Source organism: Cutibacterium sp. LaCa_286, assembly GCF_057198075.1.
Map to the genome: position 1 here is coordinate 2,004,783 of NZ_CP191091.1, position 12,555 is coordinate 2,017,337.

At 67.6% G+C, this 12,555-nt stretch carries 10 protein-coding genes and 2 pseudogenes; 4 read left to right on the forward strand and 8 right to left on the reverse strand.

All coding sequences use genetic code 11. From position 1 onward, the window contains the following. The first annotated feature begins 63 nt into the window (after positions 1 to 63). Together ACP8JZ_RS08740 and gndA are read left to right on the forward strand one after the other, a co-directional pair. On the forward strand, positions 64 to 1,401 hold the full coding sequence (locus tag ACP8JZ_RS08740) for a GntP family permease (RefSeq protein ID WP_484482428.1): 1,338 nt from the start codon (positions 64 to 66) through the stop codon (positions 1,399 to 1,401). Positions 1,402 to 1,515: 114 nt separating this feature from the next. Further along, on the forward strand, positions 1,516 to 2,964 hold the full coding sequence (gene gndA, locus ACP8JZ_RS08745; protein ID WP_306516647.1) for an NADP-dependent phosphogluconate dehydrogenase: 1,449 nt from the start codon (positions 1,516 to 1,518) through the stop codon (positions 2,962 to 2,964). A 213-nt stretch (positions 2,965 to 3,177) separates the two neighbouring features. Here the strand turns inward: gndA and ACP8JZ_RS08750 are convergent. Continuing rightward, positions 3,178 to 4,008 (reverse strand): annotated as a pseudogene (locus ACP8JZ_RS08750) (IS30 family transposase); the annotation flags it as partial. Positions 4,009 to 4,026: 18 nt separating this feature from the next. On the opposite strand from ACP8JZ_RS08750, the gene ACP8JZ_RS08755 reads away from it, so the two are divergent. Next, positions 4,027 to 4,152, forward strand: a complete 126-nt coding sequence (locus ACP8JZ_RS08755) for a hypothetical protein (protein ID WP_306516715.1) — start codon at positions 4,027 to 4,029, stop codon at positions 4,150 to 4,152. A 246-nt stretch (positions 4,153 to 4,398) separates the two neighbouring features. Here the strand turns inward: ACP8JZ_RS08755 and panC are convergent, their stop codons facing one another. From panC to ACP8JZ_RS08785, 6 genes and pseudogenes are all read right to left on the reverse strand, one after another. Further along, the gene (gene panC / locus ACP8JZ_RS08760) at positions 4,399 to 5,250 is read right to left on the reverse strand and encodes a pantoate--beta-alanine ligase (RefSeq protein WP_306516648.1); all 852 of its coding nucleotides are present in this window, start codon (positions 5,248 to 5,250) and stop codon (positions 4,399 to 4,401) included. Positions 5,251 to 5,253: 3 nt separating this feature from the next. Beyond that, positions 5,254 to 6,198, reverse strand: a complete 945-nt coding sequence (gene panB, locus ACP8JZ_RS08765) for a 3-methyl-2-oxobutanoate hydroxymethyltransferase (RefSeq protein WP_306516649.1) — start codon at positions 6,196 to 6,198, stop codon at positions 5,254 to 5,256. Beyond that, the gene (panD, locus tag ACP8JZ_RS08770) at positions 6,195 to 7,601 is read right to left on the reverse strand and encodes an aspartate 1-decarboxylase (RefSeq protein ID WP_442752452.1); all 1,407 of its coding nucleotides are present in this window, start codon (positions 7,599 to 7,601) and stop codon (positions 6,195 to 6,197) included. The genes panB and panD overlap by 4 nt, the downstream gene beginning before the upstream one ends. Positions 7,602 to 7,896: 295 nt before the next feature. After that, a complete protein-coding gene (locus ACP8JZ_RS08775) occupies positions 7,897 to 8,922 on the reverse strand; it encodes a glycine betaine ABC transporter substrate-binding protein (RefSeq protein ID WP_306516650.1) in 1,026 nt (341 codons plus the stop codon). Between the two features lie 83 nt (positions 8,923 to 9,005). Beyond that, positions 9,006 to 9,872, reverse strand: a complete 867-nt coding sequence (locus ACP8JZ_RS08780) for an ABC transporter permease (RefSeq protein WP_306516651.1) — start codon at positions 9,870 to 9,872, stop codon at positions 9,006 to 9,008. Between the two features lie 3 nt (positions 9,873 to 9,875). Beyond that, a pseudogene (locus ACP8JZ_RS08785) lies at positions 9,876 to 11,057 on the reverse strand (quaternary amine ABC transporter ATP-binding protein); the annotation flags it as partial. Between the two features lie 395 nt (positions 11,058 to 11,452). On the opposite strand from ACP8JZ_RS08785, the gene ACP8JZ_RS08790 reads away from it, so the two are divergent. Further along, positions 11,453 to 11,845: a YchJ family protein gene (locus ACP8JZ_RS08790; RefSeq protein ID WP_306516652.1), complete on the forward strand. Its 393-nt coding sequence runs from the start codon at positions 11,453 to 11,455 to the stop codon at positions 11,843 to 11,845. 126 nt (positions 11,846 to 11,971) lie between these two features. Here the strand turns inward: ACP8JZ_RS08790 and ACP8JZ_RS08795 are convergent, their stop codons facing one another. Continuing rightward, positions 11,972 to 12,547, reverse strand: a complete 576-nt coding sequence (locus tag ACP8JZ_RS08795) for a universal stress protein (protein ID WP_306516653.1) — start codon at positions 12,545 to 12,547, stop codon at positions 11,972 to 11,974. Positions 12,548 to 12,555: the final 8 nt, after the last annotated feature.

A 12,555-nucleotide genomic window follows, 5' to 3' on the forward strand; every position in this document is an offset into this window, starting at 1 on the left:
ACACAAGACTCAAGGAGGAGTTGTGTTCACGCCCCTGGAAGCCCCAACACCTACAGCACCGACTTGGCAACTGATATAGCTGCTCTCGTCGGGATCACCGTCATCATCGTCCTCATCACCAAGTTCAAGCTGCACGCTTTCCTGTCATTGACCATCGGCGCGCTAATCGTCGGCGGAATCGCCCAGATGTCTCTGAAGCAGGTACTCGACTCGTACTCGACCGGCGTCGGGGGGACAGTTGCCGGAGTCGGCGTTCTGATTGCGCTCGGAGCAATCATCGGAAAATTGCTCGCCGATTCGGGTGGTGCCGACCGCATCGTCGACACCCTCGTCAGCAAGGCGAGCCCACGAACTCTACCTTGGGCCATGGCCCTCGTCGGAGCCATCATCGGCCTTCCGATGTTCTTTGAAATCGGTCTTGTGCTCCTAATGCCAGTCATTCTCCTGGTGAGCCGTCGGTCCAAGCTGCCCTTGATGAGAGTGGCAATCCCTGCGCTCGCCGGCCTATCAACCATGCACGCCCTTGTTCCGCCGCACCCGGGCCCCCTCGCAGCAATCGGCCTGCTGAAGGCTGACCTCGGAACGACCCTCGGTCTGGGTGTTCTCATCGCGATTCCGACCGTGATCGTCGCCGGGCCTTTGTTCAGCGAGGTCGCCGCAAAGTGGGTGCCCGCCGAGGCGCCAGACCTCTTCATGGACACCAATGGCGAAGGCCGATCCGGCATTGCCCCGCGTCGGCCTAGTTTCGCCATCACCCTGACGACGATCCTGCTCCCGGTCGTGCTCATGCTCGGCAAGGCCCTGGCAGACATTTTTGCCCGGGATGGGTCGGCCGTTCGGCACGTGCTGGATTTCCTCGGGCAGCCCATGTTCGCACTTCTCATCACGACGCTCCTCGCACTGTTCACGCTGGGCAGGTCGTCAGGCATGCACAGTCAGGCCGTCAGCAAGAGCGTGGGAGACTCTCTTCCCCCGATTGCCGGCATACTTCTCATTGTCGCCGCCGGCGGCGGGTTCAAGCAGGTCCTCGTCGACACCGGGATCGGGCAGTTGCTCGCTCAGGGGATCATCCACTCGGGCCTGTCCCCGCTGCTCATGGGTTGGCTCGTCGCCGTGGCCATTCGCTTGGCGACCGGATCAGCCACCGTTGCCATGGTGACGTCGGCAGGCATCCTGGAGCCGCTCGCCGCCACGATGGTTGGGCCACACGCGGCTCTGCTTGTCCTCGCAGTGGGCTGCGGCTCAGTGTTCTTCTCCCACGTCAACGACGCAGGGTTCTGGCTCATCAAGGAGTACTTCAACGTCTCAGTGGGAGACAACATCAAGTCGTGGTCGCTGATGGAGACAGTCCTGTCCGTGACTGGCATTCTTCTCGTCCTGCTCACATCGGTGCTCGTGTGACGCACGAGGACGACATGACACAACGAGGCCGACACTTCAGCCGGGACCGTCTGCCCAAGGTCGCCGCACACCACTTACGCTCCCGCTGGCAACGCATGAACCAGGAGGAATCGCATGAATGAGAAGGCCGAGATCGGCGTCATCGGAATGGCGGTGATGGGGTCCAACCTCGCCCGTAACCTGGCCCACCACGGCTACCGGGTCGCCCTGTTCAACCGCAGCCCGGAACGCACCGACCGCGTCGTCACCGAGCACGGCGCGGAGGGAATCTTTAGGCCCGCGCACGAGCTGCCGGAGTTCGTCGCGTCCATCGAGCGTCCGCGTCGCATCATCCTCATGGTCAAGGCCGGGGACGCCACGGACGCCACCATCGACTCCCTGCTTCCCCTCCTCGACCCCGACGACGTCATCATGGACGGCGGCAACTCGCTGTTCACCGACACCATCCGCCGCGAGGAGCGGGTCCGCGCCCAGGGCTTCCATTTCGTCGGGTGCGGTATCTCCGGGGGCGAGGTCGGTGCGCTCGAGGGCCCGGCGATCATGCCCGGCGGCACGCGGGAGTCGTACCAGATCCTCGGCCCGGTGCTCGAGGACATCTCGGCCCACGTCGCCAACCCGGACGGCTCGGTCGACCCGTGCTGCGCGTGGATGGGCCCGGACGGCGCCGGGCACTTCGTCAAGATGATCCACAACGGCATCGAGTACGCCGACATGCAGGTCATCGGCGAAGCATGGATGCTGCTGCGTGGAGCCGGGCTGTCGAACTCCGAGTGCGCCGACGTCTTCGCCGAGTGGAACACCGGCGACCTGGACTCGTACCTCATCCAGATCACCGCCGAGGTGCTGCGTCAGGCCGACCCACGCACCGGCGCCGACCTCGTCGACGTCATCGCCGACCGCGCCCTCATGAAGGGCACCGGCACGTGGACGGTGCAAACCGCGCTCGACCTGTCCTGCCCGGTCAACGGCATCGGCGAGGCCGTGTTCGCCCGCGCCACCTCGAGCCACGACGACCTGCGCCGGGTCGCGCGGGCCGCGCTCCGCGGTCCTGATGGCAGGGTCGAGGTCGCCGACCGCGGCGCCTTCGTCGAGAACGTCCGCCGCGCGCTGTGGTGCGCGAAGGTCGTCTCGTACTCCCAGGGGTTCGACGAGATCCGCACCGGCGGACACAAGTACGGTTGGAACATCAAGGTCGCCGACGCCGCGCGCATCTGGCGCGACGGGTGCATCATCCGCGCCCGCCTTCTCGACCGGATCACCCAGGCCTACGACGCCGACCCGGACCTCGTCTCATTCATGTGCGCCGACTCCGTGGCGCCTGAACTGGCCGCCAACCAGCAGGCATGGCGGGACGTCGTCGGGCTCGCCGCCACCTCCGGGGTGCCGGCGCCCGTGTTCTCAGCGACTCTGGCCTACTACGACTCCGCCCGGGCGCCTCGGCTCAACGCGGCACTCACCCAGGGCATGCGTGACCTGTTCGGGTCGCACAGCTACGAGAGGGTCGACGACGAAGGGTCCTGGCACCTCAACTGGTCCGGTGACCGCAACGAGAAACGGGCCTGAACAACCTCTTCCGCTATCCGAGGCCCTGGGACGACTGCGTCCCAGGGCCTCGCGCTGTCATGCGCGGGCGGGCCGCGGCTCCGCGCCCCGGCTACTACCCGACACCCTGCTACTCGACGCCCGGCGCAGATCTGTCCGGCGGGTTCAGGTGGTCAACGCAACATCCTTGATGTAGGCCTCCAGTTTCTCAGCTGGGGTGAGTCAGTCAAGGGTTTTGCGGGGCCGCAGGTTGAGCAGCCGTTGTGCCTCGGCGACCTGGACGTCGGTGACCGTGGAGAAGTCGGTGCCCTTGGGGAAGAAGTCGCGGATCAGCCCGTTGGTGTTCTCGTTGCTGCCCCGCTGCCACGGGCTGTGCGGGTCGCAGAAGTACACCTTGACCCCGGTGGCCACGGTGAACCGGTTGCAGGCGGCCATCTTCACACCTTGGTCCCACGTCAGGGACCGGGCGATCTGGGCGGGCAACCCGCTGATCATCGCGGTGAGCCGGTCAGCCACGCTGTGGGCGTCGTGGACACCTAACCGGGAGATCAACACGAACCTGGAGGACCGTTCGACCAGGGTGATCAGACAGGTGCGTTGATCACCGCCACCGATGATCAGATCCCCCTCCCAGTGCCCGGGCACGGCCCGGTCGGCGGCCTCGGCAGGACGGTCGCTGATCCGGGTGCCCTCGGCGATCCACGGGCGGCGGCCCCGGGCCGGCAGTCTCGAGCGGGGCTTGCGGCCCTTACGACCCGAGCGCAACGCTTTGGCCACGCACAACTCCTGACGCAACGCGCCACGGCCCTGCACGTACAGACTGTGGTAGATCGTCTCAGTGCTCACACGCATATCGTCGCGGCCCGGGAAACACCTGGCCAGATCCGCGCTGACCTGTTCGGGTGACAGACGCCGGTTCAACCGGGCCACGACCTGGGCGCGCAACCCGGGCTCGTCCAGACGACGCGGTTTGGGTCGGCGTCGTAACCGGTCGGCCTGGGCCTGGGCCCGGTGCGGGTCATACCAACAGAGGCACCCGCGGCGGTGCAGTTCCCTGCTGACCGTGGAAGGGGGGCCACGCCGATGTGCGCGGCGATCCTGCGCATCGACCAGCCGTCCCGGCGTCGGCACCAGATCACCGTGCGACCCGCCAGGTTCAACCGTCCCGACGTGGTCAACGGCCCGGCAGGATCCACCGGCTCGGCGTGAGGCACGGCCCGGGCCCTACCATGACGGCCCCGCATCAACTCCATACCCGCCAGCATGGCCCACCTGCGTACCGGGTTGACACCCACACCCAACACGCGCGACACGTGCCGGCACGAGTGCCCAGCCTCCAACAACCCCAACGCCTGGCGGCGAACATCCAACAAGTACAACCCAACTCCTCACCCGCTGCGTTGACCACTGGAATCCGCCGCGCGAGATGCCGCTACGTCACGACTGTCGGTCGGATCAGGCCACCGGATCCTTCGACAGCACCTCGTTGTCGAGCAGGCGGACATCACCGAAACGCAGCACGGCCGACAGCAGCACCGGGTCGTCGCCGATCACCGGGACCTCCTGAAGCGTCCGCAGATCAGCGACGCTGAGTGAGTCGACCTCGCCCTCAGGAAGGTCGACGAGGCCGTCGAGGATGATGAGCCGCAGCGCCCCGGCACTGCACTGCCCCGCCTGCCAGGCCTGGCGCGCCTTCGTCAGCGCACGGTGCAGGGACGGCGCGAGGGCACGCTGGGCCGGCGTCAGGTAGCGGTTGCGGCTGGACAGCGCCAGACCGTCGTCCTCGCGGACGATCGGGCAGCGGTGCAGGCGCACGTCGATGCCGAGATCCTCGACCATCTTGGCGAGCACGACGGTCTGCTGGGCGTCCTTGAGGCCGAAGAAGGCGTCGTCAGGGGCGAACAGATTCAGCAGGATGGACACGACGGTGCAGACGCCGTCGAAGTGCCCGGGACGCGCCTTCCCCTCCAGAACCTGCGTCACCCCGCCGACGTGGACCTGCGCGTCGAACCCCTCCGGGTAGACGTCCTCGACGCCGGGGGTCCACACGAGGTCCACCCCGGCGGCCTCCAGAGCCTTCAGATCGGCGTCACGGGTGCGGGGGTAGGAGTCGTAGTCCTCATCCGGGCCGAACTGACGCGGATTGACGAAGATCGACACGGCGACGTGGTCGTCGGTACGCCGGGCGTGCTCGACCAGCGACAGGTGCCCTGCGTGGAGCGCTCCCATCGTCGGGACGAGCCCGAGCGTGCCGTCCAGTTCACGTCGTGCCTCGCGCAGTTGCGCGCGCGTGGTGCACACCTTCATGGATCATCCTCTCCGACGGTGGACCTGCGACCCCGCCTCGTTCATGTCGTGCGCATCGGCCGCGGTCGGCCGACGTGTGCCAGCGCTGTCGACCCGGGCGACGGCCGTGCGCAGATCGGCGTCGTCCATCGACGAGCTGTTGGCGGCGGTCGGGAACTGGCCCGTCGCCACGTCCCCACGCCACGCGGTCAGTCCACGCACCGCGTCGGACCCCAGTTCCGCGTAGTGCCGGGAGTGACGCGGCGTCCAGTCGAGCAGACCGAGCAGGTCGTGGAACACCTGGATCTGCGCGTTGGTCCCGCCGCCGGCACCGATGCCGATGGTCGGGATGGTCAACCGGCGGGTGATCTCGGCGGCGAGCTGTGCGGGCACGAGTTCCAGGACGACGGCCCAGGCTCCGGCATCCTGCACGGCGATGGCGTCGCGGATGACGCGCTCTGCGGCGTCGGCCCCACGACCCTGCACACGCAGACCGATCTGGTGCACCGACTGCGGCGTCAGGCCGACGTGTCCGACGACGGGAATGCCTTGGTTGACGGTCGCCGGGATGGACGCTGCCTGCGCCACGCCGCCCTCGATCTTCACCGACCCGGCCCCGCCCTCGGCCATGAGTCGAGCTGCGCGACGCACCGTGTCCTCGACGGTGACGGTGGAGGCGAACGGGATGTCCGCGATGACCAGCGGTGTGCTGCAACTGTCGACGACCCACCGGGTATGGCGCACCATGTCGTCGATCGTCACCGGCAGCGTCGAGTCGTGCCCGTGGACGACCATGCCGACGGAGTCACCGACGAGGATCGCCGGGATGCCGGAGCGCTCGACGATGGCCGCGCTGGTGTGGTCGTAGGCCGTGACGACACTGAAGCGTTCACCGGCACGGTAGACCTTCATGAGGTCGCTGATCGTGGTACGGCGGGCCGGTCTGGCGGGGGTCGTGGTGTCGGTCATCGTCGCGCCCCTACCCCGTCGCCTGTCACAGCCCCATCGCCCTCGGCGACCCCCGCGACAGCCTCATCGCCCTGGTCTCCCTCGACGACCTTCGTCACCGCGTTGTCGTCGTCGACGAATACGACGCGCGGCGACCACGTCTCCGGGACCGGATGGGTGACCAACGTGTACGCCATGATGATGGCGAGGTCACCGGGCTGGACGAGCCGCGCACCGGCCCCGTTGAGCTGGACCTCCCCACTGCCGCGACGCCCGGCGATCGTGTACGTCTCCAAGCGCTCGCCGTTGTTGATGTCGACGACCTGCACCCGCTCGTACTCAGCGATTCCCGCCGCGTCGAGGAGGTCGGGGTCAACCGTGATCGACCCCACGTAGTTGAGGTCGGCGGCGGTGACCCGCACCCGGTGGATCTTCCCGTGGATCATGGTTCGCAACTGCACGTGCACACTCTCCCAATCAGCCCGCGTTCGTACACGGGTTGACTTGAGCATAGACGAGCTCGTCAGCGTCGCTACGTGGGGGTCGCCCTGAGCCCCACCCTCACTCGCCGGCACGCCAGCCCCGGGCGCCGGTCCCACGACGTCACGCAGCCTCGCCGCGACGCCGGGACGCGCGAGTCCCTGGTCGAGCACGAGGCGCAGCGCATCGACGTAGCTGGCCGCGTGCTCGTCGTCCAGGGCCGCCAGGTGGCGCCGAACGGTGCCGACGTCGCCCCGGTCCAGCGGACCGGTGAGCGCCGCGGCAGGCCCGGCCTCGCGCGCCCGGCGCAGACTGCCCGCCATGAGGTCGCACACCGCAGCCGTCGCCTCGGACTCGCTGAAACCGCACCTGGTCAGACGCCGCCCACAGATCTCGACGGACGCCAGCGTCCGGTGGACGGCCTCCACGGCGGCGCTGTGGTAGATCGGCAGATCGCCGGCATCCAGCGACACGGCGCGACACCCGAGCTGCCGGGTGAGGGCCACGAGCCGGCACGCCAAGGGCTCGCCCGCGCAGACGCCGAACACCGTGCTAGGGGCGACCGGGGTGGTGCGCGTCGGAAACGCCATGAGCGGGTGCCACACTCCCCGCGTGGCGATCGGGCTGAGAGCGTCGGGCGAACTCGCCCCCGAGCAGTGGACGGCGGGGATGCGGGGGTCCAGTCGGGACGCGACCCCGGGGATCGCGTCGTCACTCACGGCCACGACGACGAGGTCGGCGGCAGTCCGGGAGACGTCCTCCCATGCGACGACGCGCCAGGGCTGCGATGCGCGCGGCAGCGGCACCGGGTGTCGAGAACCCAGCGCGACGTCCAACCCCGCCAGAGTCAGCGCGCGCGCCAAGCTGCACGCCACTTTCCCACCGCCGACGACGAGCACCACGCCGAGCGCGAGCTCACCCGTGTCGTCGTCCGGCCGCAGCATGGCCTCACCGTAGCGCGGCGACCGGCGAAGAAGACCCACTCGATCGGGCAGCACCGTTCGACCCGGAGTTGTGAGGCAGGGCTGAGGCCAGCATCGTGTCCTACGGCCGACTCGAGGCCGCTAGATGAAGCTGAGGTCCGGAAAAGGCCCTCGAAACGGCCGTAGGACACGATCGGGCGCCCAGGCCGCTCGTGGCGACTCAGGCCAGGCGAATCAAATCAGGGGGTGTCCCACAAGTGTGGGACACCCCCTGATCCGCAACGTCACCCGCCGGGTTCACCGGCACGGGGACGCGTTACTTCTTCCTTGACGACCCCGTCAGTTTTCCGGCCTCCCAGTCCTTGACCCAGTCGGGATTCTCCTTGACCCACTGCGTGACGGCCTTGTCCTGGTTCTCACCGGCGTAGTTGTCCTTGGAGAACATCACGTTCTCAAGGCTGGACAGGTGCTTGTCGTCGAAGGCCATGTTGCGTACCAGCTGCGCGGCCTTGGGGTGGTCCTTCTCGAACCCCTGCCGACCGAAGCTGTAGATGACCTCGGCATTACCCATCGCGTGCTTGGGATCCTTCAGGTCTCGCACCGGGAACGCGGCATAGGCCCAGTGCGGGCGCCACAGCGTCACCGCGACGTCCTGATGGGCCCCCGTGGCCTTCTTGAGCTGGGCGAGCATGGCGGGCGTCGACGAGATCTTGAAGTTGAGGTTCGACAGGCCGTACTGCGGGATCGCTGCGTTCTTCGTGGTCTTCGTCAGCCCGGCACCGGCCTCGATGCCGTACAGCGTGTTGCCGTACTCATCGCCCATGGTCCGCAGATCACCGATGGTCTGCGCCTTGGAGTCCTTGTTGACGGCGATCGTCAGCTTCGCGTTGTCGTACCAGCAGCCGAGGCTCTCCAGCCGGTCGCCGTACCTCTTGATGTAGTCGGCGTGCGTGAGCGGCAGCCACCCGTCAGTGACCAGGTCGATGTCCTTGTCCGCCAGGCCCGTGTACCCGGGGCCGGCGTCGAACCCCTTGATCGTGACGTCGTAGCCGGCCTTCGCCAGTTCGTTCTTCACGAGGTGAGCCGTCGCGAAGGACTCGTCCCACCCGTTGAACGCGCCGATGGTGATCTTCTTGTCCGCGTCGTCCTTCATGGTCGACACGTCCTTGGACTTGGCCCCGGGCGTGCACTTGCCCCACGCAGCGTTGACGTTGCTGGTGGCGTCGGACGAGGAACCGCCATCAGCCTGTCCTCCGCCACTGTTGGACACCTTGCAGCCGCCCAGAGCGAGGGCGGCCGCGCTGACCGCCGCTGTGAGCGCGACGAGCTTCTTCCTTACCATGTGTCTTCCCCTCACTGGGTGATGGACAGTGGTGCGAGTCGTGGCGGCACGAGACGTGTGCGCCAGGCTTCGAAGGCGTCGCCTCAGCCCGCGCGTCGGGCACGCTCCAACGATGTGCGTCCCGCAAGACCGCTGGTGATGCGATCCAGGTAGACGGCGACGATGACGACGGCCAGACCGGCCTCCATGCCCAGTCCGATGTCGACCTGCGACAACGCCGCGACGACGTCACCTCCGAGGCCTCCGGCGCCGACCATGCCCGACAGCACGACCATCGAGAGGGCCAGCATGATGACCTGGTTGACGCCGGCCATGATCGTCGGCATGGCCAGGGGCATCTGGATGCGCCACAGGATGTGTCGGGGACTTGCACCGAACGCAGCGCCTGCCTCCACCGTCTCGGCGTCAACCTGTCGCAGGCCCAACTCGGTGAACCGGACACCCGGCGGCAGGGCGAAGATGATCGTCGCGATGGCACCGGGCACCTGACCGATGCCGAAGAGCACGATGACGGGGACCAGGTAGGCCAACGACGGCATCGTCTGCATGAAATCCAGCACCGGTTTGATGAACGCCGAGAAGCGCTTGTGCCGGGCTGCGAGGATGCCCAGGGGAATGGCGAGAATGAGGGCCAGCACCACGGCGACGACGACCAGGGCCAACGTCTGCATGGTGTGGTCCCACTGGTCCAAGGCCCGCACCAGGTAGAACCCGACGAATCCGAACACCCCGACCCGCCAGTTCGCGCAGAGCCATCCGATCGCCGCCAGGACGACCATCATGATGAGGTACACGGGCGACGAGAGCACCCCGGCCAACCCGTGGTACATGCCGCCGATGACGACGTTCGTGAACGTGATGAGCCAGCTGAACGCATGCTGGAACCACGTGAAGAAGCTCTCGATCCAGCCGCCCAGCGGGATCCTCGGGTTGAGAATGTCGAACTGCATGGATCAGACCTCCTCGGTGTGGTCGACGACGTCCGCCGACGCTGCGGGCACGTCCACCGGCTCATCGGGGACGGCCGCTTGGTCGATCGGCTCGAGTCCGATGGGTTCGTCGTCCTTGATCACGGGCAATTTGCCGGTGTCCTCGAGCCGGACGACCTGCCCCTCACCCCCGTCACGGCCACTGCGTGACATCGAGTCGAGCAGGGCGACGCGCGAGACGATCCCCAGGAAGTGGTAGTCGTCGTCAACGACCGCCAACGGGACGCGCGCACTGGAACTGGGCGCGAAGAGCTCGGCCACGGGCACGTCGGGCTTGACCGTGAGAATCCCCGTGTTGTCAATGAGCGACGAGATGTCACGCAGCCCGGAGTGGGCCGCACGCACGACGTCGTCATCCGTGATGACGCCCATGAGACGCCGGTTGTCGTCGACGACGAAAACCCCGCTGACGTTGAGGTGCTCCATGATCCGCTGCACCCGTTTGGGCTGCGCGTGCTGCGAGACGACGGCCTCGGTGTCCTTCATGATCGCCGATGCCGTCATGACGCGGCTGCGATCGACGTCCTGGACGAAATCGGCGACGTAGTCGTCAGCAGGGTCCGTGAGGATCTCCTCCGAGGTGCCGATCTGCACGATGCGCCCACTGCGCATGACGGCGATGTGCTCCCCCAGGTACATGGCCTCGTTGAGATCGTGGGTGATGAAGATGATCGTCTTGCCCAGGCTCGCCTGCAGCTCGAGGAGCTCGTCCTGCATCTCGCGGCGGATGAGTGGGTCGAGCGCTGAGAAGGCCTCGTCCATGAGGAGGATGTCGGTCTGTGCCGCCAGTGCGCGGGCCAGTCCGACACGCTGCTGCATGCCGCCGGAGAGCTGATGGGGATACTTGTCGCCCCAGCCGCGCAGACCCACGGTGTGCAGCCACTCGTCCGCCCTCTCGAGCCGTTCCTTCCTGTCGCCCCTGCCCTGGAGCTTCAGCCCGTAGGCGGCGTTCTCGCGCACGGTCAGGTGAGGCAACAGTGCGAAGTGTTGGAAGACCATCGACACATGGTCCCGACGCAGTTCCCGCAACTGGGTGGCGGAGAGCTCGGAGACCTTCTGACCCGCGACCTCGATGGTGCCGTCCGAGGGCGTCCAGAGGCCATTGATCGTGCGGAGCAGGGTGGACTTGCCGGAGCCGCCCAGTCCATACTCTCCGGACCGGTCCAAGATCTCCCGGACCAGCGATCCCTCTGAGGAGACCGCAATACCGTGACCCGATGCATACGAGTCACACCCACCAACGGTCCGACCGTAACAGGAGCCCCGGGACCTGCGCAACCGTCCCCGCCCGGAACCCGGACCGGCTCGTGACAAGGTGGGACACCGTCGCCTGGGCATCTGGGGGGCGCAGCCGCGGAGCAGCCGAAATACGTTCCGCACACCGGAGCGTGACGGAGGGCCGACGCCCGCATCGTGCCCTACGGCCGACTCGACGCCCTCAGATGAACCTGAGGTGCGGAAAACGCCCTCGAGACGGCCGTGGGGCACGATTGGCAGATCACCCCACGCCGCCGCGAGGGGTGATCTGCCATGCTGGGGCCATGACGCCGAGCGACCAGTGCCCCTGTGGTTCCAGTGCGAGCTTCGCCATGTGCTGCGGGCCAGTTCTGGACGACCCGACACGGGCCATGACGGCCGAGGCTCTCATGCAGTCGCGCTACACGGCGAATGTGCTGCACCGCTGGAATCACCTGTGGGTGACCTGGCACCCGCGCACCCGGCCTGAGCATGTCGAACCCGTCGGTCAGCCGCCGCGCTGGGCCGGGTTGGAGATCCTCGCCGTTCACGACGGCTCCCCCGACGACACCACCGGCGTGGTCGAGTTCCGCGCCCGCTACCGGCAGGGTGACCGGACGGGCGTCTTGCACGAGGTGTCGCGGTTCCAACGACGCGCGGGCCGGTGGATGTACGTCGACGGGGACGTCGATTCCTGAGCCGCCCCACGGCGCACGCAACCTCCGCAGTACCGGCTCTGCAGCCCGGGGCCAGCTGGCACGCCCCGGCCCGTCGTTCCTGCTGGGCCACCGCGCCCGGAGGTTGGACCCTACGCGACGCGGTCCTCAGACGCCCGACGTGAGCCCGGGCACCTGGATGCTCCCGGGATCCCGCCTGATCGGTTTGGGCATGACGACAACCGGGCACTGCGCGTTGCGCAGCAGATAGCTGGCGAACACCGGCTCCGGGTCCACGCTCGACCCGTCAATGACGAGCAGGTCGGCGTCGCCGCTCACGCGCACCAGGACCTCCTTGCGCGCACCCCTCACCGCCGCGAGCTGGACGTCGAACGCCGTCTCGCAGTGCTCGCCGAGGGCGACGTGCACGAGTCGCCGCACGTCCGCCAACGCCGCTCGCGCCATGGCGTCAGAGTTGTCAGCACCGCGCGCGGGCGTGGGACGCAGCGTTCCCGCCGACGCCGTCGCCCGGAACGCCGTCAACGCCACCATCGGGCAGCCACGCCGACGAGCCTCCGCGAGCCCCCACTTGAGCGCGGCCGGCGATCCGGACTTCATGCTGACGCCCACGACGACGGCTCCCGCCCACACAGGGTGGTCAACCGACGATGCCGCAGCACCACCGGACGCCGCCCCACCGACCGGTGCCACTCCCCCGACCTGCACTGAATTCTTCTGCGTCATGACGGACT